The sequence below is a fragment of the Nocardia sp. NPDC058176 genome (assembly GCF_042883805.1).
GTDB lineage: Bacteria > Actinomycetota > Actinomycetes > Mycobacteriales > Mycobacteriaceae > Nocardia.
In genome coordinates this window covers 2,407,529-2,428,600 of the sequence record NZ_JBHVVA010000001.1, presented here as the reverse complement: position 1 = coordinate 2,428,600, position 21,072 = coordinate 2,407,529, and the positions used below count along the sequence as shown (strand labels likewise).

The following is a 21,072-nucleotide window of genomic DNA, read 5'->3' as shown; positions in this document are numbered from 1 at the left end:
CCGTGCAGATCACGGGGACAACGCTGGCATTGATCCAGCTGGGGGCGGTGTTCTTCGGATTGGGCGTCCTCGGGCGCATCGCGGCCCGGATCGGGCTCTCACCCATTCCGCTCTACCTGCTCGGGGGACTGCTCTTCGGGACCGGCGGTCTGGTCGAACTGCACGAGGTGGAGTCGTTCATCCATCTCGCCAGCGAGATCGGGGTCGTGCTGCTGCTGTTGCTGCTCGGTCTCGAGTACACCGCGGGGGAACTGGTCACCGGAATGCGCAAGTCGTGGCCCGCCGGTCTGCTCGACCTGGTCCTCAACGCCACACCCGGCGTGATCGTGGCGCTCATGCTCGGCCTCGGGCCGACGGGCGCGATCGCGATGGCGGGCGTGACCTACATCTCCTCCTCCGGCATCGTCGCCAAGGTGCTCAACGACCTGGGCCGCCTCGGCAACCGCGAGACGCCGGTGGTGCTCTCGATCCTGGTGTTCGAGGACCTGGCGATGGCCGTGTACCTGCCGGTGCTGACCGCGGTCCTGGCCGGGGTCAGCTTCGTGACCGGGCTGACCACCGTCGGCATCGCACTGATCGCGGTGACGCTGGTGCTCGTCGTCGCCCTGCGCTACGGCCGCTACGTCTCGGCGATCGTGGCCAGCGAGGATCGCGAGATCTTCCTGCTCAAGCTGCTCGGTTCGGCCCTGCTGGTGGCCGGTATCGCCTCGGCGGTGCAGGTGTCGGCGGCGGTGGGCGCGTTCCTGCTCGGGATCGCGATCTCGGATTCGACCGCGCACGACGCCACCAAGATGCTCGAGCCGCTGCGCGACCTGTTCGCGGCGATGTTCTTCGTGCTGTTCGGGCTGAGTACCGATCCCAAGAGCATCCCGCCGGTGCTGGCCTGGGCGATTCTGCTGGCCGTGGTCACCACCGCGACCAAGATCGCCACCGGCTGGTGGGCGGCCAGACGCGCGGGTGCGTCCCGGCTCGGCCGGGCCCGTGCCGGCACCGCGCTGGTGGCGCGTGGGGAGTTCTCCATCGTCATCGCGGGCCTCGCGGTCGCCGCCGGTGCGTGTCCACCCGAATTCGCCGCGCTCGCCACGACATACGTGCTGCTCATGGCCGTGATCGGACCGATCGCGGCGCGCATCGTGGAGCCGGTGATGCGGCTGGTCGCCGATCGTGGGCAACCGGTGAAGGTGGACGCCGATCCGGAGTGACGCCGGCGACGACGTCACGGCTCGATCAATCCGGCGCGGATCGCGTACCGGGTCAGCTCGAGCCGGTCGCGCAGGCCCAGTTTCTGCAGGATGTTGGCGCGGTGCCGGTCGACGGTCTTGGCGCTGATCACCAGCGTTTCGGCGACATCGCGGGCCGAGTGCCCCTCGGCGATGAGCTTGAGCACCTCCTCCTCCCGCGGAGTGAGGATCGCCTCGGGCAGCGCGGCGCCCTGGCGCGCCAGCTGGAGATAGTCGCGGACCAGGGCGGTGACCGCGCCGGGGTAGAGGAAGGATTCGCCGCGCATGGTCGCCCGGCACGCCTCGATGAGATCGCGATCGGCCACCGATTTCAGCACGTAGCCCGAGGCGCCCGCCTTCAGCGATTCGAAGAAGTACTGCTCGTTGTCGTACATCGACAGCATCAGGATGCGCACCGTCGGGTGGCTGCGGATGATCTCGCGCGCGGCCTGGATGCCGGTCATCCTCGGCATGGCGATGTCGAGGATGACCAGGTCGATGTCGTGTTCGCCGAGCGCGGTGATCGCGTCGAAGCCGTTGTCCGCCTCGGCGACCACGGTCAGATCCGGTTCGTTGTCCAGGATCATCCGCAGCCCGCTGCGAACCAGGGCGTGATCGTCGGCCAGCAGGATCCGGGTCGGCTCGCTCATCTGGATGCTCCGATCTGCTGGGGCGGAATCGCGAGGACGACCTGGGTGCCACCCGATGGCGGTGAGGTGATGGTCAGGCTCGCCTCGATCAACAGGGCGCGTTCGCGCATGCCGCGGATGCCCGCGCCGTCTTCGACCGCGCCGCCGCGGCCGTTGTCGGACACTCGCAGGATCACGCTGTCGCCGCGCGGCTCGAGCTGCAGATGCACCGCGTCGGCGCCCGCGTGGCGCAGCACATTGGTCAGGCTCTCCTGGGCGATGCGGTAGCAGACGAGTTCGACATCGGGGTCGAGCCGGGTGATCGCGGGATCGAGATCGCGGCTCACCGGAATGCCCGCGGAGCGGGTGAATTCGTGACACAGCGCGTTGATCGCACTGTGCAGGCCCAGATCCTCGAGCACGTCGGGACGCAGGCGGGAGGCGATCCCGCGGACCTCGTCGAGGCAGCCGCGCACGGTCTCCTGCGCCTCCTCGACCTCGTCGCGCAATTCGGCGGGCGCTCGGTCGACGACCCGTTTGAGCCGCAGCAGCGCCACCGTCAGGCTCTGGCCGATCTCGTCGTGCAATTCGCGCGCGATGCGCTGGCGCTCGCGTTCCTGGGCCGCCAGCGCGGTGGCGCCCGCGACCGAGCGCTCCGATTCGAGCCGGTCGAGCATCGCGTTGAAGGTTTCGATCAGCTGGTGGAAATCGCCGCTGGCCCCGCGGTCGAGCCGGGCGGCCCGGTGTGGGGGATCGACGCGGCGCATCGAGGCGACCAGCTCGTCGAGCGGGGCGAAGGTGGTGCGCAGCGCGATCGCGTTCGCCGTCAGGATCACCGCGAGGCCCACCAGCAGCACCGGCACCTCGGTCAGGCGCACCCGGGCCGACACCGTGGCGGGGGAGAACGCCAGAACCAGTGTGCCCAGGGTGAATACGACACCGTTGAGCAGACAGACCCGCCAGAACAGCGCCGTCACCGGAGTCCGGGCTGCTAGACGGTTCATACGACCCAGCATGTCTGGTCCGCCTCCTGTGTGTCCATGGGGCCCGGCACCCATTCCGCGCGGCCGCACCTGCGTTTGTACAGGGTCGAAATGGGTGTCGTGGCCGATGGTGCGAGCTTCGCCGCCCGTCGAGACTCGATGTGTAGACGCATTCGATCACGCCAGGAAGGACTCCCTGGGGATGGACACCGATCGCACGACGATCCCGGGCACCGGCGTGCTGCACAGCTTCCGCACCCGTGGCGGTATCCGCTTCGCGTTGCTGACCGAGTCGTCGGGGGCCAGGCACCTGTTCGCCTACGAGGCGGGCGGCGACGAACCGGTCGTCGACATCGGGCTCGAACCCGACGAGGCCGATCAGCTCGCCGACCTCCTGCACAGCGATTCGATTCCCGATCGGCTGGCGCGCGTCGAACAACGGCTCGACGAGCTCACCGCGCGGCTGGAGGGGGACGCTCCGTGCGCGCAGGCGACATAGCGATGAACCTGCCGACCGTCCGGCCCACCGATCCGGTGGCGAAGGCCGTCCGGCTCATGGTGGTCAATCGACTACCCGGCCTGATCGTCGTCGACGAGGCCGACCGGCCGATCGCCGTGCTCCCGGGTACCCAGGTGCTGCGGCTGGTGATTCCCGGGTCCTACCAGGACGATCCGTCGCTGGTCCGCACGATCGACGAGGTGCACGCCGACCTGTTCTGGCAGGAACCGGGCAGCTTGACCGTCGGCGACTGCCTGCCCGACGGCGTGGTCAAACCCGCGACCGTCACCGCCGACGCGACGCTGCTCGAGATCGCGATCCTGATGGCGCGCAAGCACAGTCCACTCATCGCCGTGGTCGACCGTACGCGCGTGCTGCGCGGCGCGATCACCCTGGAACGGCTGCTGACGAGCCTGGCCCTCGTCGGACCGGGCGACTAGGCAGGCCGGGCGCATGGCCGCAGCACTCGCCGTCGCGATCTTCGTTGTCGCCTTCTTCTTCATCGCCACGGAGAAGGCGGACAAGGTCAAGACCGTGTTGATCGCCTCGGGAGCGATGGCCGTGCTCGGCCTGATCCCGGGCGAGGAAGTCTTCTACTCCGCGCACGAGGGCATCGACTGGAACGTCATCTTCCTGCTGCTGGGGATGATGATCATCGTCGGTGTCATCAAGCAGACCGGCCTGTTCGACTATCTGGCGATCTGGTCGGCCAAGCGGTCGAGGGGCAAACCTTTCCGCCTGATGGTCATGCTGATGTTCATCACGGCGGTGGCCTCGCCGTTCCTGGACAACGTCACCATCATCATGCTGGTGGCGCCGGTGACGATCGTGGTGTGCCGGCGGCTCGGGCTCCCCGCGGCGCCGTTCCTGATCGCCGAGGTCCTCGCCGCCAACATCGGTGGCGCGGCGACGCTGATCGGCGATCCGCCCAACATCATCATCGCCAGCCGGGCCGGGCTGACCTTCATGGATTTCATCGTGCACATGACACCGATCGTGGTGGTCACCTTCGTGCTGTTCGTCGCGCTCACCAGGGTGCTGTTCCGCTCGGCGCTGCACGGGGACCCCGAGTCGGTCGACGCGGTGATGGCGCTGCAGGAGAAGCGCGCGATCCGCGACCCCAAGTTGCTCGTGCGCTCGCTGATCGTGCTGACCGGCGTGGTCGTCGGCTTCTGCCTGCACAGCGTCCTGCACGTGGCGCCGTCGGTGATCGCGCTGGTCGGTGCGGGCACGATGGTGCTGGTTTCCGGCCTCGACATCGGCGACATCCTGCAGGAGGTCGAATGGGCGACGCTGGTGTTCTTCATGGGCCTGTTCGTGATGGTCGCCGGGCTGGTGCACACCGGGGTGATCGCCGCGATCGGCAAGGCCGCGATCGAGGCGGTCGGTGACAACTTCTTCGCGGCCGCGACGGCGCTGGTCTTCGGCTCGGCCCTGCTCGGCGCGTTCGTCGACAACATTCCCTATACCGCGACGATGGCTCCCGTCGTCGCGGACATCGTGGCCACCGCGCCCGATCCGGAGACTGGTCAGGCACTGTGGTGGGCGTTCGCGCTCGGCGCCGACTTCGGCGGCAACGGCACCGCGGTCGCGGCCAGCGCCAATGTCGTCGCGCTCGGTATCGCGGCCAGAGCGGGGCAGAAGATCAGCTTCTGGCAGTTCACGAAATACGGCGCGCTGGTCACGGTCCTCAGCTGCTTCCTGGCCTGGGGTTACGTCTGGATCCGCTACTTCTGAGTTCTGTGCCCGATGACGATGCGGTGGATCAGCCGGGCGGCGGTGCGCGCGGTGCGGTCGTCTATGTCGAGGCCAGGGGACAGCTCGGCGACATCGACCACGGTCAGCATGCCGCTGGCGGTGACCTGATCGCAGACGGCCTGGATCGTGGCCAGTGGGACGCCGAAGGCGGCGGGGGCGCTGACCCCGGGAGCGACTGACGCCGGGAGGACATCGAGGTCGATGGTCAGGTACAACAGGTCGATTCCGGTCAGGAACTCGGCGACGAACGCGGCGGCACGGGCCGGTTCGCAGTCGTCGTCGAGGAGGTAGCGCACGCCGAATCGGTGCGCGGTGTCGAACAGGGCCGTGGTGTTGCTCGGCTGGCTGATGCCGAGGACCGCGTATCGCACGGCATCGTCGGATTCGAGAATCTGTCGGAACGGAGTGCCGGAGCTGGGGATCGGGTCGGGGCGTAGGTCGAAGTGCGCGTCCAGATTCAGGATGCCGATCGTGGTGCCGGGTGTGCGGCGCGCCGATCTCGCCAGCCCGAGATACGTGCCGTAGGCGACCTCGTGACCACCGCCGAGCACGACCGGGAAGGCGTCGGCGTCCAGCAGGGCCGTGACGGTGTCGCCCAGTCGACGTTGCCCGTATGTGAGCAAGTCGTCCACGGCGTGGGTGTCGCCCGGGCGACGTTGCCCGTCTGGATGACGGTCGTCGATGGTGTTGGTGAGGTTGTGCTCGCCGCCTCGGGGCAGGCCGTGGACCGTGCTGGTGTTGTCGAGGCGGCCTCGGCTGTCCTGGGTGCGGTCGTCGGTGGCGTTGGAGCGGCCATGACCGTCTTCGACCGGGTCGTCACTGGCGCCGGGGTCGCCGGATCGGTGCCGACCGCCGGTGAGCGCGTCGGCGGGCAGCTCGCCGGAGTCGTCTGATCGGTGCTGGCGGTTGTCGTGTGGGTCGTCGGTGGTGTTGGTTAAACCGCGGTGATTGTCGTCGGATCCGGTGTCGACGGTGATGGTGCCCGCATCGAATGCTCGGAGGGGTGTGGGGAGGGCCATCGGGGACAGGGCTCGGCGGAGGGCGTCCGGGCCGTGGGCGGCGCCGGGGCGGCCGTGGTTGCGGCGGACGCCTTCGTCGCTGGCGAAGCCGATGAAGATGCAGGCGCCGGGGTCGGTACCCGGTTCGTAGGGGGCGACGGCTTGGTGCCAGCGCAGGTGATCGGGGGTGGTGCCGTCGATTCGGCCGGTCCAGGCGGGTAGTGGTGACATCGGCGGACCTCAGTTCGAGTGGGCGAGTATGCCGTCGCGCCACACGTGGCTGACCAGTGCGATGCCGGGGCGGTAGGCCAGGTGCAGGTGCGAGGGGGCGTCGAGGGCGATGGCGTCGGCTCGGTGGCCGGGGGTAAGGGTGCCAATGTCGTTTCGGCGCAGAGCTTTCGCGCCACCGGCGGTGGCCGCCCACACCGCTTCGTCCGGGGTCATGTGCATTTCGCGCACGGCCAGTGCGATGCAGAACGGCAGGCTCGTCGTGTAGCTGGTGCCCGGATTGCAGTCCGCGCCCAGTGCCACGGTGACGCCGGCGGCCAGCAGCGCTCTGGCGTCGGGATAGCTGTTGCGGGTACAGAAGTCGGCGCCGGGCAGCAGTGTCGCGACGGTGCCGCTTCCGGCCAACGCGTCGATATCGGCAGTGCTCACATGCGTGACATGGTCCACGGACGCCGCACCGAGCTCGACGGCGAGAAGCACTCCTGGTCCCTGGTGCAGCTGATTGCCGTGTACCCGCGGCACCAGCCCGTGCGCGATCCCGGCGGTGAGCACGGCATGGGCTTGATCCCGGTCGAAGGCGCCCTGCTCGCAGAACACATCGATCCACCGGGCGTGCGGCGCGCAGCGCGGGATCATCCGCTCGCACACCATCGTCACGTAGTCGTCGGTACGCCCGGCGTACTCCGGCGGCGGTACATGCGCGGCCAGCAGTGTCACCTCGTCGGTGTAGCGGCCCGCGATCCGCACGCTGCGCAGCTCGTCGTCGGCGGTCTGGCCGTAGCCGCTCTTGCATTCGACGGTGGTGCTGCCCGCGCGCAGCGATTCGGCCAGCAGCCGCCGCACCGTCGCGGCGAGCTGCTCGTCGCTCGCGGCGCGCGTCGCCGCGATGGTGGTGCGGATACCGCCCGCCGCGTACGGCTGTCCCGCCATCCGCGCGGCGAACTCCTCGGCCCGATCCCCGGCGAACACCAGATGCGCGTGCGACTCGACGAACCCCGGCAGCACCGCCCGCCCGGCCAGCGCGAATCCGGTGTCGGCGGCGGGTGCGTCGGCACTGCCACCGACCCACACCACCCGCGCACCGTCGAACACGATCGCGGCGTCGTGCCGGATCCCCAGCGGGCCCACGCCCAGGTCGGGGTCGTTGGTGACGAGGGTGCCGATCTCGGTCAGCGCGGTGGTGGGCACCTGGTCGGTCCTCCTGGTCGTCGAGGGTGGTTCGGCGCAAATCCAAGTCTCCGCCCGGCCTGCTCGGGTCGGCCGTCACCGCCTGTCGCCGCAAGGGCAGGTCCGACCGGCGAGATCATCATTCGATTCTGCGCCTTCCGACCCCGGGGAGAACGGATTGACCGAGCCCACCGCGCCGCCGCCGCGGGTGGTGAACGGGTCGACCGGGCGGCAACCGAGCAGCCAGGTGGATCGCCTGCTGCGTGGACTGGGCGAGGAATGCCGCATCATGATCAACGCCGCCGGTTCCGAAGCTGCCGAAGACCGCGCGGTCTCCCCAGACACCGACTTCCTCGACCACGCCCGGCAACATCCAGCGCCCACCAGCCGTGCCTGCTCTCCATGACGCCGATCAGGCCGTAGGCGGTGCTGCGCGGCAGTCCGACACACCTCGAACGCGATCGGCCGCCGTCCGCGAGGCCGAGACGTAGGCCTAGACCGGAGGCTCTCATTCCCGAACCCGTGACCGGTCCAGCGCGGTAGTCCGACACACCTCGAACGCGATCGGCCGCCGTCCGCGAGGCCGAGGCGTAGGCCCGGACCGGAGGTCCGCATTCCCGAGCCCATGACCGCGGATCGGAGGCCGAGATGGCGGCCGGACTCGCTGCCAGCGGTGCACTACATCGTGCCGACGGTTGGCAGGCGGGGCACTCGGAAACCCGCCACCTCGGCCGGTGGTTGTCGGCGCGCGGTACGGGTGGTCATTCGGATACGGGCCGCACAGCCAAGCCCGACGGACGGCGTGTCGCCACCTGACCCGTTTGCCGACCATGCGTGCCAGGCTGGTGTTCCTGACACTTCGGAACGGAGCAGCATGGTGAGGATCGACTCTGCGCGACCGGCGCCGGTCGCTGGGGAACCGGTTGTCGTCGGTATCGGACCGGTGTCCCCCGAGGACGTGGTGCGCGTGGCCAGGGACGGTGTCGCGGTGTGGGTGTCGGCGGAGGCGCTGGCCGCCATGGCACAGACGCGTCAGCGGATCGAGGCGCTGGCCGCGGACCCCAAACCGGTGTACGGGGTGTCGACCGGGTTCGGTGCGCTCGCGGTCCGGCACATCCCGCCCGAGTCACGTAAGCAGTTGCAGCGCAGTCTGATTCGTTCACATGCGGCGGGTTCGGGTGCCGAAGTCGAGCGGGAGGTGGTGCGGGCGCTGATGCTGCTGCGCCTGTCGACGTTGGCCACCGGCCGTACCGGCGTGCGGCCGGTGATCGCCCAGACCTATGCAGCGCTGCTGTCGGCGGGGATCACTCCGGTCGTCCACGAATACGGCAGCCTCGGCTGTTCGGGCGATCTCGCGCCGCTGGCACACGTCGCACTGGCCGCGCTCGGCGAGGGCACCGTGCGCGACGCCGACGGTGACCTGGTGCCCGCGGACCGGGCGCTGGCCGCGGCCGCTATCGAGCCCGTCGAACTCGAGGAGAAGGAGGGTCTCGCGCTGATCAACGGCACCGACGGCATGCTCGGCATGCTGGTGCTGGCCTGCCGTGACCTGCGCGAACTCCTGCGGCTGGCGGATGTCACCGCCGCGATGAGTGTGGAGGGTCTGCTGGGCACCGACCGGGTCTTCGCCGCCGACCTGCAAGCTTTGCGTCCTCAGCCCGGTCAGGCGGTCGCGGCCGCCAACATGACCCGCCTGCTGGCCGATTCGGGCATCGTCGCCAGCCACGCCACGCCTGACTGTCCGGTCGTCCAGGACGCGTATTCGCTGCGCTGCGCACCCCAGGTCGCCGGTGCCGCCCGAGACACCCTCGCCCACGCCGAGCGGGTCGCGGGCTACGAGCTGGCCGGCGCCGTGGACAACCCGGTGGTCACCCTCGACGGCCGGGTGGAATCCAACGGCAATTTCCACGGCGCCCCGCTCGCCTATGTGCTCGACTTCCTGGCCATCGTCGTCGCCGATGTGGCGTCGATGAGCGAACGCCGCACCGACCGCTTCCTCGACAAGGCCCGCAACCACGGCCTGCCGCCCTTCCTGGCCGACGACCCCGGCGTCGACAGCGGCCACATGATCGCCCAGTACACCCAGGCGGCCATCGTCGCCGACCTCAAACGCCTGGCCGCCCCCGCCTCGGTCGACTCCATCCCGTCCTCGGCCATGCAGGAGGACCACGTCTCCCTCGGCTGGTCCGCCGCCCGCAAACTCCGCCGCGCCCTCGACGGCCTCACCCGCGTCCTCGCCATCGAAGCCCTCACCGCCGCCCGCGCCCTCGACCTGCGCGCCCCGCTCACCCCGGCCCCCGCCACCGCCGCCGTCCGCGCGGCCCTCCGCACCGAAGTCCCCGGCCCCGGCCCCGACCGCCACCTCGCCCCCGACATCGAGGCCGCCGTCCGCCTCGCGGCCACCGGCGCCCTCGTCACCGCCGCCGAATCGATCACCGGCCCACTCGCCTGACACCCCGCTTCCTTGACCGAGGCGCGGTCGTCGAAGTGCCGTCCGGTGACGGTGTCGCTGCCGCGCAAGCCGTCGACGGTGCCCTCGAAGCAGATGGTGCCGCCCTTGGACCCGGCGGCCGGACCGATGTCGACGATGTGGTCGGCGATGGCGATCGTCTCGGGCTTGTGCTCGACGACCAGCACGGTGTTGCCCTTGTCGCGCAGGCGCAACAGCAGGTCGTTCATGCGCTGGATGTCGTGCGGGTGCAGGCCCGCGGTCGGCTCGTCGAACACATAGGTGTGTTCCGGACGGAACTCGGTGACGGCTGTGGATCCCGGCTTCCCGCTGGTACGGCGGGACGGTGGGCCGGCCAACCACCGTGTCTCCGCTACGGGGAGGCGTCGACGTGGTGAGGCGGACAGCGGGCGGCAATCGCTACCAGTGCTGGGTGGTTGGGCTTGCCTACGCGGCATCGCGGCCCCAGCCGTCGCGATGGGATGACAGGCAGCACCGCCTACCGTCGCATCGCCGCCTCGGCGGAGGGCTCGACTTCGGTGAGGCGGGACAGCGAACGGGGGAGTGGGGACCGGTGCAGGACGCCGAGGCGCTGGGTGGCTCGGGTCAGGGCGACGTAGAGTTCGGCGGCGCCTCGTGGGCCGTCGGCGAGAATGCGGTCCGGGTCCACGATCAGCACGGCGTCGAATTCCAGGCCCTTGGTCTCCGAAGCCGCCACCGCGCCCAGCACCTCGGGCGGGCCGATCACGATGCTCGTGCCTTCGCGCTCCGCCTCGGTGCGCACGAATTCCTCGACCGCCGCGGCCACTTCGTCGCCGGTGACCTGGCGCGACCAGGGTTGGACGCCGTTGGCGCGCACCGACTCCGGTGGCTGTGCGTCGGGCGCGAACTCGGCGAGCACGTCGGCGGCGACCGCCATGATCTCGGCGGGGGTGCGGTAGTTGACCGTCAGCGAGCGATAGACCCAGCGGCCGGGGACGTACGGGTCCATGACCGTGGACCAGGAGGTCGCGCCCGCGGGGGAGCGGCGCTGGGCGAGATCGCCGACCACGGCGAACGACCGGCTCGGGCAGCGGCGCATGAGGAGCCGCCAGTCCATGGCCGACAGTTCCTGGGCCTCGTCGACCACGATGTGTCCGTAGGTCCAGTCCCGGTCCGCGGCGGCGCGTTCGGCGAGCTCGCGGGTGTCGCGTTCGAGGAAGCGCTCAGCCAGGTCCTCGCCGAAGAGCATGTCCTGGGCGAAGAGGTGGTCCTCGTCGTCCATCATGTCCGCGCGGTCGACCAGGACGTCGAGGACCCCGGCGGCGTATTCGGCCTCGGCCTTGCGCTCCCGCTCGGCGCTGTCGTCGACCGGTTCGTGCGGGCCGAGCAGGTCCACCAGTTCGTCGAGCAACGGCACATCCGACACCGTCCACGCCGCCCCATCGGTCCGCGACAACACCGCGTCGGCACCCGCGGCGCGCAGCCGATCCGGCGACGAATACAGCTGTGCCAGTACGGTTTCCGGGGTCAGGATCGGCCAGTACTCGTCGAGCGCCGCGCTGAAGCCCTCGTGCTCGGCGAGCTCGGCGACCAGATCCCCGCGCAACTGCTCCCAGGCTTCGCGATCGTCGCGGGTCAACCAGCCCTGCCCGATCCGCGCGATCGCCCGTTCGGTGAGCACGTAGGTGAGGATCTCGCGGAACACCGCGCGGGCCTCGTTGTGCGGCTGCTCGCTCGCTCGCGCCTCCTCCCGCGCCCACTCCGCGGTCGCGGCGTCGATCCGCACCGTGACGTCCGAGAGCGCGATCGGCACGGGGTCGACGGGCAGGCGCTGGTGATCGGCGACCGCCGCGGCGAGCACCTCCAGCATCGTCAGCGACCCCTTGATCCGCGCGGCCGCCGGACTGTCCTCGGCGGTGACGCGCAGGCCCGGGACCAGGTCACCGGTGGTCGAGAACACCACATTGGTCTCGCCGAGCGAGGGCAGCACGTGCGCGATGTGGTTCAGGAACGCCGGATTGGGCCCCACCACGAGCACGCCCTGCCGCTCCATCCGCGCCCGCTGCGTGTAGAGCAGATAGGCGACCCGATGCAGCGCCACCACGGTCTTGCCGGTGCCGGGACCACCCTCGATCACCAGCACACCGGGGTGCGCCAACCGGATGATCTCGTCCTGCTCGGCCTGGATCGTCGCGACGATGTCGCGCATGCCCGCCCCGCGCGGCGCGTCGACCGCCGCGAGCAGGGCCGCGTCGCCGCGATCCCCGGCATCGGGGCGCCCGAGCACCTCGTCGGTGAAGTCGCGGACCCGTCGTCCCCTGGTGTGGAACTGGCGGCGCCTGCGCATCCCCTCGGGATTGGCCGCGGTGGCGACATAGAAGGCGCGTGCCGCGGGTGCCCGCCAGTCGAGCAGCAGCGTCGTGAACTCGTCGTCGGCGTCGAACAGCCCGATCCGGCCGATGTAGGAGCGCTCGCCGGACAGGGCGTCCAACCGGCCGAAGCACAGCCCGCTGTCGGCCACGTCGAGGCGGCGCACCTGCTCGGCCAGCGTGCGCACCGCGACGTCACGCTCCATCGGTGACCCGCTGTTGTCGCGCAGCGCGGCCCGGTACTGCCCGTTCACCCGCGCGCGCTCGTCGTCGAGCCGCGTGTAGAGCCCGGCCACGTAGTCCTGTTCGGACCGTAGTTCGTCGTCGTTCCCCTGCGTGGTCATGTGCTCCTTCGGGTCCTGCCGACACCGACCCGACTGTCGGTGTTTCGGCCTGGGCCGACGATTATGCGGGACCACCGGGGCCTTGCCGCAAGGCCGGGGGTGCGCTATACATTGAAAGTGGAAGAGAGTGATTTCGCCTCCTTCCCGATCAACCCTCTTGCATCGGAATTCGCACTCCGCGGGCCCGAGCGACCTCCGTGGCCTTCTCGTAACCCGCGTCAACATGCCGCATCACCCCGGTCCCCGGATCATTGGTGAGCACCCGCTCGAGCTTCCGCGCCGCCAACTCGGTGCCATCGGCGACACACACCTGACCGGCGTGAATGGAGCGACCCATCCCCACTCCGCCGCCATGGTGGATCGACACCCAGGTCGCCCCCGACGCGGTGTTGAGCAGGGCGTTGAGCAGCGGCCAGTCGGCCACGGCATCGGAGCCGTCGGCCATGGCCTCGGTCTCGCGATAGGGCGAGGCCACCGATCCGGCGTCGAGATGGTCACGGCCGATGGCCAGCGGCGCCGACAGCTCACCCGAGGCCACCATCTCGTTGAAACGCAGCCCCGCCCGGTGCCGCTCGCCGTAGCCGAGCCAGCAGATCCGCGCGGGCAGCCCCTCGAACCGCACCTTCTCCCCGGCGAGGGTGATCCACCGTCGCAGATGTTCGTCCTCGGGGAACAACTCCACGATCGCGCGATCGGTGGCGGCGATATCGGCCGGATCACCCGAGAGCGCCGCCCAGCGGAACGGGCCGCGACCTTCCTCGAACAGCGGCCGGATATAGGCGGGCACGAAGCCGGGAAACGCGAAGGCCCGGTCGTAGCCGCCCTTGCGGGCCTCGTCGCGGATCGAATTGCCGTAGTCGAACACCTCGGCGCCCCGATCGAGAAAACCCACCATGGCCCGCACGTGCGCGGCCATCGACGCCTGTGCCTCGGTGGTGAACCAGACCGGATCCTTGGCCGCGAGGTCGTGCCAGTCCTCGACCGTGACGCCGACCGGCAGATACGACAGCGGATCGTGCGCCGAGGTCTGGTCGGTCACGACATCGATCGGCGCGGCCATGGCCAGCAGCCGCGGGAACACCTCCGCGGCATTGCCGAGCACCCCGATCGACAGCGCCCGGCCCTCGTCCCTGGCCGTGATCGCGAGATCCAGTGCCGCGCGCAAGGATTCGGCCCTGGTATCGAGATAGCCGTGTGCCAGGCGCCGCTCGATCCTGGCCGGATCGCACTCCACGCACAGCGCCACACCGCCGTGCATGGTCACCGCCAGCGGCTGTGCCCCACCCATGCCGCCCAAACCCGCGGTGAGCGTGATGGTTCCGGTCAGCGTGCCGCCGAATCGTTGACGGGCGAGGGCGCCGAAGGTTTCGAAAGTGCCCTGCAGAATGCCCTGACTGCCGATATAGATCCACGAACCGGCGGTCATCTGGCCGTACATCATCAGGCCCAACTGCTCGAGCCTGCGGAATTCGGTCCAGTTCGCCCAGTCACCCACCAGATTCGAATTCGCCAGCAACACCCGCGGCGCCCACTCGTTCGTGCGGAACACCCCGACCGGTTTCCCCGACTGCACCAGCAGCGTCTCGTCCGATTCGAGCGTGCGCAGGGTGCGCACGATCGCGTCGAAGGCCGCCCAGCTGCGCACCGCCCGCCCGGTCCCGCCGTAGACGACCAGCTCGTCGGGCCGTTCGGCGACCTCGGGGTCGAGGTTGTTCATCAGCATGCGCAGCGCGCCCTCCTGCTGCCAGCCCCTGGTCTGCAGCACCGATCCGCGCGGCGCGGTCACGGGCCGCGGGCCGGACACGGGGGAGTCGTTCATGGATTCACTCCTCGACAGACGGTGTTCCTCGGTCGCCTCGGATCAGGGTAGAGACAGATAACGCGACTCGCGGTGAAACGGTGCTCGGAATTGTTACGGGATCTGAATATAATCCACCACAAGCAAATAGTCCGCTATCGCGATATCTCGGCCTGAGCTGGGAATATTAGCGAGTGCTGAATAAGTGGCAATTTTGAGTTATCACTGTTTCGTGACGAACTCCGCTCTGAGCACGATTCGGGCTGTACGTTTGTGGCCCATGGTTCGCTGGGTCCCATTCGGGTAACGGAGAGGGCGGAAATGGCTACAGTCACACGGCAGTCCGGGCCGCATGGAGTGATCTTCCGGCACGGCTTCTCCGCAGCGAAATCGACCATGACGCCCTCGGCTCTGGTCACCCTCGGCCTGATCTTGTTGATCCCGGTTCTGGCCACGGTCGGCCCCATCGCCGCCTCCGCGCTGATCGCGCGCAACGCCGGAATCGGCTGGCCGGGCGCGGTGGTGTTCGCGGTGCTCGCGGCCGTGGTCTGCCTGTCGGTGGTCGCGTCGGTCGTCGCCTTCCGGATGGCCTGGCGCCGCGGACGGCACTCGTTCGGTTCTTTCGCACGGTAGGGGGCTCGCGATGCAGACACATGGACACGCGGCCGGGCCGGTGGCCCCCGCGATCGAACCGGCGGCTCCCGGTGCGGACGAATGCCGTCGCCTGCGGATCGTGGCGCAGATCGACGATCCCCGAACCTGGGACCTGACCGCGGCCCGCCTGCTCGACAGCGGCTGCCGCCGCTGGCGGGCCAGGCCCGACATCGCCGACCATCCGGCGCTGCTGCGCTGGACGCGGATCCAGCAGTCCCAGCAGGTACCCGAACAGCCTTGCCTGCGAACGACTTTCGCCGCGGTGGCGGCCGGGCAGGCGATCGGCGCCGGTGACGCGTGCACCGGTTTCGCCGCCGCCATCATGCTGCTGTCGAGCTGCCCCACCGAGGCGATCCTGCAGTCGGACACACCGAGCGATCCCCACATCGTGCGCTTCTCGGTCTACGCCTACCGCGAGGACGATCTCCCGCTCGCCGAGGATCTGATCACCACCACGATCCACACCTGCGGCACCGTTCTCGTCCGCCGCTGCACGGTCGTGCGGCGCCGCCCGGGGGCCACGACCCCGGTGCTCGGTCAGCCGGTTCCCGAGCTGTTCGTCCTCGGCAGCACCGCCGCTCGCTGACCCCGGCTCAGCCGGAAATCTGTCCCGCCGCCACCGCGGGCGGCCGCGTCGACCCGCGCAGCGGATTGGCGGTCGGGAAGGTGATCGAGGGCAGCGTGACCCACATGCGCACGCGGGTGCCGTTCTCGTCGTGGTCGAACTCGAGATCCTCGGTGAGCACGCGCATCATCTCCACACCGCGACCCCGAAACCCGGGGTCGGTGGGCGTGGGAATCCAGCGGCCACCGTCGGCGACCTCGATCACGACCCGGTCACCCTCGCAGGTGGCGGTGAGCCGCACCCGGCCCGGCGTGCTGTCGCGGTAGGCGTGTTCGACGCTGTTGCTGCACGCCTCGTTGGCGGCGGCGACCAGGTCGGCGGCCAGATCGTGCGGGACGGCGGCGGTGGCGAACCAGCGGTAGAGATTGCGGCGCAGCCCGGTCAGCTCGGCCGCGGCGGCGGGGATGTCGAGGCTCAGCGGCGCGGGGGGCTGACGGTAGACGACCATGGCGACGTCGTCGTCGTAGCCGGCGGGCGGACACAGCCGTGACAGCACGGCATCGGCCACATCGCGCGGCAGCGCGGCGCCGGTCTCGCTCAGCACCTCCGCGATCTTGACGAAGCCGTCGGCGATGTCGTAGCCGCGCTGCTCGACCAACCCGTCGGTGAACAGCACCAGCGTGGCGCCCGGCGGCAGCGCGGTCGTCGCCTCGGGGCGGCGCGGGGTGTCGAAGGTGGCCAGCGGCACCGCGCGCCCGCCCTCGAGCATCCGGCCGGGGCCACCGGGCGGGGCGATGATGGGTGGCATGTGCCCGGCGTTGGAGTAGCGGACCATGCCGCGCTCGGGGTCGAGCACCGCGGCGCACACCGTCGTGCACATGGCGCCGGGGATCCGCGCCGCGACCGCGTCGAGCTCGGCCAGCAGCTGCGCCGGACCCGCCCCGCGCAACAGCAGAGCCCTTGCCGCGGTACGCAATTGGCCCATCACCACGGCGGCGGACAGGCCACGGCCGACGCAGTCGCCGACGACGACGCCGATGGTGCCGTCGCGCAGCGGCACCACGTCGTACCAGTCGCCGCCGATCTCGAGCGGGGGCAGCGCGGGTTCGTAGTGCACCGAGAACCGGGGCGGCAGCTCGATCGGACCGAGCATGGCCCGCTGCAGGGTGAGCGAGGTGGCGCGGGCCTGATCGAAGTTGCGCGCACGCTGCAGGGCCACGCTGAGATGGCCGACCAGCAGTGAGTAGAGCGCCCAGTCCGCGGCGCTGACCGCGCGCGGCGCGCCGAAACGCACCCACAGCGCGGCATCGCCGGTCTCGCCGAGCGGCGCCACCACGGCTTCGACGCCGCCGTCCTCGCCGGTGATCGCCGACAGCCCGCGGGCAGGCTGCCTGCGCGAGCGGTCCAGCAGCCCCTTGACCTCGTCGTCGAGCGTCACCGTATCCGCGGCACGGGTTCCGGACTGCACCGGTGTGACGGTGACTTCCGTTGTGCCGCCGGTATTCTCGGCCGAGGGTGGTTCGCCGCACGAATACAGGTCGGGCCGCCCGGTCCGGCTCGGCCACACCGCCACCAGCGCCGTGCGCGCGCCCATGGTCCGGCGCAACTCGTCGAGCCCGACGGCGAGCACCTCCACCATGCTGGTCGCCGCGCCGACCGCCGTCGCCAGCCGCGAGGCCGCCTGATCGCGGGCCTGCGCGTCGTGTTCGGCGGTCACGTCACGCACGGTGCCGACGAAGATCCGTTCGTTGTTCTCCTGCTTGACCAGCGAGCTCGCGCTCACCGCCAGCCAGCGCTCCCGGCCGTCGCGGTGCCGCACGGGCATCACGAAACGCGAAGCCTCCGTGCCGATCTGGGGATAGCCCTCGCGATCCGACAGCGCCCACGGGTGCGGCAGCGAGAACGGCACCTCCCCGGCGCCGTAGCCGGTGAGCACACCGAAGGCCGAGTTCACCTCGACGATGGTGCCGTCGGCATCGGCGACGAAGAACCCGTCCTGCAGCGATTCGACCAGCGCGGTGCGGAAGGCGTCACGGCCGGCGAGGTCCTCGGCGCGCTCGCGCTGCTGTTCGTAGCGGCGGGTGCCGTCGAGGTAGCCGCGGGTGGCGATGTCGAGCGCGGCCATCGTCTGCAGGAGGAACCCCAGCGCCACCTCGGCGCTGCGCGGATCGGCCGGGTCGCCCGCGTATTCGGCGACCGCGCGGTAATGGTGCTCGGTGAGATCGAGCAGGCTGATGCCCTCGACGAGGGCTCGCCTGCCGAGGTCGTAGCCCTCGGTGAGGCCGTCCTGTCCGGGCGCGGCGACGTGGCGGCCCAGGGCAGCCGAGTAGTCGTCGAGAAATGCGGCCAGGACAGCGCTCATCGGCAACCTTTCATGGGCAGGCTCCGCGGAAGCGGGCCGCGAGCACCAGGGCGTCGTCGGTGTCCTTGGCGTCGCGCGCGAGCAGATCGCCCGCGACGGCGGTGGCCGGTTTGGCCAGATCGATCGATTCGGGACCCACCGCGACAATGCCGTCGGTGGCCATCAGCAGCAGGTCGCCCGGCCGGATGGGCAGGGTCTGTGGCTGCAGGTGCGAGGGCAGCCGGTAGCCGACGATGCCGCCGGTCAGCAGCATGGTCGCGCGCAGTTCCGGCCCGGCGGGGCCCAGCGTGAGCAACCGCGAATCGACATTGCCGACCCCGAGCCACTCCAGGGTCTCCCCCGGCCCGATCAGCGCCAGCGAGACCGCGGCGCCGCGGGTCTCGACCATCGCGCGATGACACAGCACCATCAGCACATCCAGCGGTTCGCCGCGGTTGTCGGCCAGGATGACCGCCGCGCGATCGGCGGCGTCGGCCGCGGCGACACCGTGCCCGAGCCCGTCGAGCACGGCGAACAGCACGCCGCCGTCGCCGGTGTCGAGGATGACGGCACGGTCACCGGAGACGTCCTGCCCGGGCAGTGCCCGACCGGCCGTCGACCATTCCGTGCGGCCGATGATCCCGTCTTCATGCACCGTCGGGTACCCACTTCCACATCTCGATCAACGTGCCGCGGCCGGGCGCGGAATCGATGGTCAGGCGGTCCATCAGCCTGCGCGCACCGGGCAGGCCGAGACCGAGGCCGCGGCCGGTGGAATAGCCGTCCTCGAGCGCGCGCGGGATGTCGCGGATCCCCGGGCCCTGGTCCTCGGCCTGGACCACGAGCGCCTTGCGGCCTTCGCGCAGATCCACCAGCAGGCGGATCTCGCCGCTGCCCGCGTAACTGGTGATGTTGCGGGCGATTTCGGAGATGGCGGTCGAGATCATGGTGCGGTCGGTGAGGGTGAAGCCGAGGTGTGCCGCCAGCTCGTGTCCGGCTTTGCGTGCCGTCACGATGTCTTCGGACACCTTGACCCCGATCGCGACCTGCTCAGCGGCCACTGTCACGACCATCTCGTCGGCTGCGCGGATGCCGGTTCAGCCAGGCAAGGCCCTCCTCCAGATCCAGCGCGGTGTGCATGTCCTCGAAGGTCAGGCCGAGTTGCACCATGGCGAACGCGACCTCGGGCTGCAGACCGACGATCACGGTCTCGGCGCCGCGCAGCTGGGTCATGTGCGCGATGGTGCGCAGCGAGCGCGCGGCGAAGGAGTCCATGATGTCGATCGCGGTGACGTCGACGATGATGCCGGTCGCGCGATAGCGGCTGACCTGCGTCATGAGGTCTTCCTGCAGGCGCAGGGTGTCGGCGTCGGTCAATGCCGACTGCACCGAGGCGATCAGGAAGGTGCCCTGTTTGAGAATAGGTACGGGCATGGTGGACGGATCAGCGCCCGTCCCGCTCGACCAGGCGCTCGTTGCCTCTCGACACCTCGTAACCCAGCAGGCGCTCGGCTTCTTCGATGCCACCCTGGAGGTCGCCGACGGCGTTCATCTTGGACAGGTCGAGTCCGATGGTCACCAGGGTCAGCGCGATCTCCGAGGACAGGCCGGTGATGATGACGCTGGCACCCATCAGGCCCGACGCGTCCACGGTCTGGACGAGGTGGTTGGCCACCACCGCGTCGATCTGCGGCACACCGGTGATGTCGATGACGACCACCTTGGCGCGATTGGCGCGGATGGCGCGCAGCAGCTGCTCGGTGAGCTGGCGGGCGCGCTGGGAATCGAGCACGCCGATGATCGGCAGGATGAGCAGCTGCTCACGGACCTGCAGCACCGGAGTGGACAGCTCGCGGATGGCTTCCTGCTGGCGGCTGATGACGCGCTCGCGCTCCTGCACGAACGACACACTCACGGTGTTGGCGATGCGGTTGGCCGCGGGCTCGTAGGCGTCGAGCACCTGGTTGAGCATCTCGAAGTTCGACTGGTACTTCGAGAACAGCGAGCGGGCCAGCACGTCACGCAGCAGGGCGACGATGCCGAGGACCTCGTCGGTCTCGACGCCTCGCGGAATGATGCGCTCGGACAGGTCGCGGGCGTAGGCCTGCAGTGCCTCGACGCTACCGGTCTCGAGCACCTCGACGTAGTTGTCGAAGATCGAGGTGGCCTCGGAGAAGATCTCCTCCGGGGTCATCGCGGTGAGCAGCTGGGCCTCGGTGATGCGCCGGGCCCACTCCTCGCGCAGGGCGGTGCGGTTCTGCCTGAGGTGTTCGACCAGTTGGGGTAGCAGACTGTCTACCGGGCGCGCCGGCAGCGAATCCGCCGAAAGACTCATGGACACCTCGGACATGGAAACTCCTGCCCCTTTCGACGGACTTTCTACGGTGCGCACGGCGCGCGTTTGGACCCGAGCCTACTCATACCCCACCCACAGTGGTGTCCAAACCTGCCGGTTGTCGGCTATTCCGGGGCGAATCCGCGCTCCAGTGCCCGCAGGGCCTGATCCAGATAGACGGTCAGGTCGGTGTCGCCGCGTTCGAGCCAGGCGTCGAAGGCGGCGCGCGCGGCGGCCAGGGTGGTGCGGCCGACCGCCAGCGGGACGAGCGCGCCCGCGGTGGTGCCGAGGCGGCTCGCGGCGAATTCGCCGACCGCGCGCTCCCAGGCGTCGTAGTGCGCGCCCGCGCCCGCCGAGAGCGCGGGCACGCCGGAGACCAGCTTCATCCTGGTGCGCAGCTCGGGGATGTCCTCGGCGCGATAGCGGTTGGCCGCCACCACGATTCGGCGCACCGCCGCCATCATCGGTTCCTCCGGCGGTACCGCGGCGAAGGCGGCGCGCAGGTCGGCGACCTCGTTGTCGAACTGGTGCCACAGCACCTCGCCCTTGCTGGGGAAGTACCGGAAGAAGGTGCGCTCGCTGACGCCTGCCTCGGCGGCGATGCGTTCGACGGTGACGTCGTCGAAGCCGTGTTCGGCGAACAGTCGCATCGCGATGACTTCGAGTTCGCGACGCGTGGTGCGCGGGGGACGACCGCGATGGGTGCGCGGGATCGGGGCGGACATGGATACAGCGTAGGGACTCCGCGGGCCT

At 70.0% G+C, this 21,072-nt stretch carries 20 protein-coding genes and 1 pseudogene; 8 read left to right on the top strand and 13 right to left on the bottom strand.

Translation table 11 applies throughout. The features are described from left to right. Positions 1-8: 8 nt before the first annotated feature. Complete coding sequence (locus ACFVVM_RS11315; protein WP_387616834.1) at positions 9-1,202, top strand: cation:proton antiporter; 1,194 nt, start codon at positions 9-11, stop codon at positions 1,200-1,202. A 14-nt stretch (positions 1,203-1,216) separates the two neighbouring features. On the opposite strand, the gene ACFVVM_RS11310 is transcribed toward ACFVVM_RS11315, so the two are convergent. Next, positions 1,217-1,870: a response regulator gene (locus ACFVVM_RS11310; protein ID WP_387616209.1), complete on the bottom strand. Its 654-nt coding sequence runs from the start codon at positions 1,868-1,870 to the stop codon at positions 1,217-1,219. After that, the gene (locus ACFVVM_RS11305; protein ID WP_387616207.1) at positions 1,867-2,853 is read right to left on the bottom strand and encodes a histidine kinase; all 987 of its coding nucleotides are present in this window, start codon (positions 2,851-2,853) and stop codon (positions 1,867-1,869) included. The genes ACFVVM_RS11310 and ACFVVM_RS11305 overlap by 4 nt, the downstream gene beginning before the upstream one ends. 181 nt (positions 2,854-3,034) lie before the next feature. Between ACFVVM_RS11305 and ACFVVM_RS11300 the strand changes: the two genes are divergently transcribed. From ACFVVM_RS11300 to ACFVVM_RS11290, 3 genes are read left to right on the top strand one after another with little or no spacing between them, the layout of a single operon-like run. Further along, positions 3,035-3,331 (top strand): hypothetical protein, encoded by a 297-nt coding sequence (locus ACFVVM_RS11300; RefSeq protein ID WP_387616205.1) that lies wholly within the window; start codon positions 3,035-3,037, stop codon positions 3,329-3,331. Positions 3,332-3,333: 2 nt separating this feature from the next. Then, positions 3,334-3,771, top strand: a complete 438-nt coding sequence (locus tag ACFVVM_RS11295) for a CBS domain-containing protein (protein WP_387616203.1) — start codon at positions 3,334-3,336, stop codon at positions 3,769-3,771. Positions 3,772-3,784: 13 nt separating this feature from the next. Beyond that, positions 3,785-5,068 (top strand): ArsB/NhaD family transporter, encoded by a 1,284-nt coding sequence (locus ACFVVM_RS11290; RefSeq protein ID WP_387616201.1) that lies wholly within the window; start codon positions 3,785-3,787, stop codon positions 5,066-5,068. Here ACFVVM_RS11290 and ACFVVM_RS11285 read toward each other — a convergent pair. After that, positions 5,059-5,964, bottom strand: a complete 906-nt coding sequence (locus ACFVVM_RS11285) for an arginase family protein (protein ID WP_387616832.1) — start codon at positions 5,962-5,964, stop codon at positions 5,059-5,061. The two genes, ACFVVM_RS11290 and ACFVVM_RS11285, sit on opposite strands and share 10 nt — an antisense overlap. A 363-nt stretch (positions 5,965-6,327) precedes the next feature. After that, positions 6,328-7,503 carry an imidazolonepropionase gene (hutI, locus tag ACFVVM_RS11280; RefSeq protein WP_387616199.1) on the bottom strand — a complete coding sequence of 392 codons (1,176 nt, stop codon included), beginning with the start codon at positions 7,501-7,503 and terminating at the stop codon, positions 6,328-6,330. Positions 7,504-7,660: 157 nt separating this feature from the next. Here hutI and ACFVVM_RS11275 point away from each other — a divergent pair, with 157 nt between their 5' ends. Together ACFVVM_RS11275 and hutH are read left to right on the top strand one after the other, a co-directional pair. Continuing rightward, positions 7,661-7,888 carry a hypothetical protein gene (locus ACFVVM_RS11275; RefSeq protein ID WP_387616197.1) on the top strand — a complete coding sequence of 76 codons (228 nt, stop codon included), beginning with the start codon at positions 7,661-7,663 and terminating at the stop codon, positions 7,886-7,888. A gap of 471 nt (positions 7,889-8,359) precedes the next feature. After that, on the top strand, positions 8,360-9,934 hold the full coding sequence (gene hutH / locus ACFVVM_RS11270; RefSeq protein WP_387616195.1) for a histidine ammonia-lyase: 1,575 nt from the start codon (positions 8,360-8,362) through the stop codon (positions 9,932-9,934). Here hutH and ACFVVM_RS11265 read toward each other — a convergent pair. The 3 genes and pseudogenes from ACFVVM_RS11265 to hutU form a co-directional block, all read right to left on the bottom strand. Beyond that, positions 9,922-10,215: pseudogene (locus tag ACFVVM_RS11265) on the bottom strand (excinuclease ABC subunit UvrA); the annotation flags it as partial. The gene hutH and the pseudogene ACFVVM_RS11265 sit on opposite strands and share 13 nt — an antisense overlap. Before the next feature lie 215 nt (positions 10,216-10,430). Then, the gene (helR, locus tag ACFVVM_RS11260; protein ID WP_387616193.1) at positions 10,431-12,626 is read right to left on the bottom strand and encodes an RNA polymerase recycling motor ATPase HelR; all 2,196 of its coding nucleotides are present in this window, start codon (positions 12,624-12,626) and stop codon (positions 10,431-10,433) included. Between the two features lie 148 nt (positions 12,627-12,774). Continuing rightward, positions 12,775-14,445 carry a urocanate hydratase gene (gene hutU, locus ACFVVM_RS11255; protein WP_387616191.1) on the bottom strand — a complete coding sequence of 557 codons (1,671 nt, stop codon included), beginning with the start codon at positions 14,443-14,445 and terminating at the stop codon, positions 12,775-12,777. A gap of 300 nt (positions 14,446-14,745) precedes the next feature. Between hutU and ACFVVM_RS11250 the strand changes: the two genes are divergently transcribed. Together ACFVVM_RS11250 and ACFVVM_RS11245 are read left to right on the top strand one after the other, a co-directional pair. Beyond that, on the top strand, positions 14,746-15,057 hold the full coding sequence (locus ACFVVM_RS11250) for a hypothetical protein (protein WP_387616189.1): 312 nt from the start codon (positions 14,746-14,748) through the stop codon (positions 15,055-15,057). 10 nt (positions 15,058-15,067) lie between these two features. Continuing rightward, positions 15,068-15,664, top strand: a complete 597-nt coding sequence (locus tag ACFVVM_RS11245) for a hypothetical protein (RefSeq protein ID WP_387616187.1) — start codon at positions 15,068-15,070, stop codon at positions 15,662-15,664. 7 nt (positions 15,665-15,671) lie between these two features. Here ACFVVM_RS11245 and ACFVVM_RS11240 read toward each other — a convergent pair whose 3' ends face one another. The 6 genes from ACFVVM_RS11240 to mftR all read right to left on the bottom strand — a co-directional run bounded on the left by ACFVVM_RS11240 (position 15,672) and on the right by mftR (position 21,044). After that, positions 15,672-18,005, bottom strand: a complete 2,334-nt coding sequence (locus tag ACFVVM_RS11240) for a SpoIIE family protein phosphatase (RefSeq protein WP_387616185.1) — start codon at positions 18,003-18,005, stop codon at positions 15,672-15,674. Between the two features lie 10 nt (positions 18,006-18,015). Beyond that, positions 18,016-18,639 (bottom strand): SpoIIE family protein phosphatase, encoded by a 624-nt coding sequence (locus ACFVVM_RS11235; RefSeq protein WP_387616183.1) that lies wholly within the window; start codon positions 18,637-18,639, stop codon positions 18,016-18,018. Next, positions 18,632-19,057, bottom strand: a complete 426-nt coding sequence (locus tag ACFVVM_RS11230) for an ATP-binding protein (RefSeq protein WP_387616181.1) — start codon at positions 19,055-19,057, stop codon at positions 18,632-18,634. The genes ACFVVM_RS11235 and ACFVVM_RS11230 overlap by 8 nt, the downstream gene beginning before the upstream one ends. Next, the gene (locus tag ACFVVM_RS11225) at positions 19,035-19,418 is read right to left on the bottom strand and encodes an STAS domain-containing protein (protein WP_387616179.1); all 384 of its coding nucleotides are present in this window, start codon (positions 19,416-19,418) and stop codon (positions 19,035-19,037) included. Before ACFVVM_RS11225 ends, ACFVVM_RS11230 begins: the two co-directional genes overlap by 23 nt. Before the next feature lie 10 nt (positions 19,419-19,428). Further along, positions 19,429-20,334: an STAS domain-containing protein gene (locus tag ACFVVM_RS11220; RefSeq protein ID WP_387616177.1), complete on the bottom strand. Its 906-nt coding sequence runs from the start codon at positions 20,332-20,334 to the stop codon at positions 19,429-19,431. 110 nt (positions 20,335-20,444) lie between these two features. Further along, a complete protein-coding gene (mftR, locus tag ACFVVM_RS11215) occupies positions 20,445-21,044 on the bottom strand; it encodes a mycofactocin system transcriptional regulator (protein WP_387616174.1) in 600 nt (199 codons plus the stop codon). Positions 21,045-21,072 lie beyond the last annotated feature (28 nt).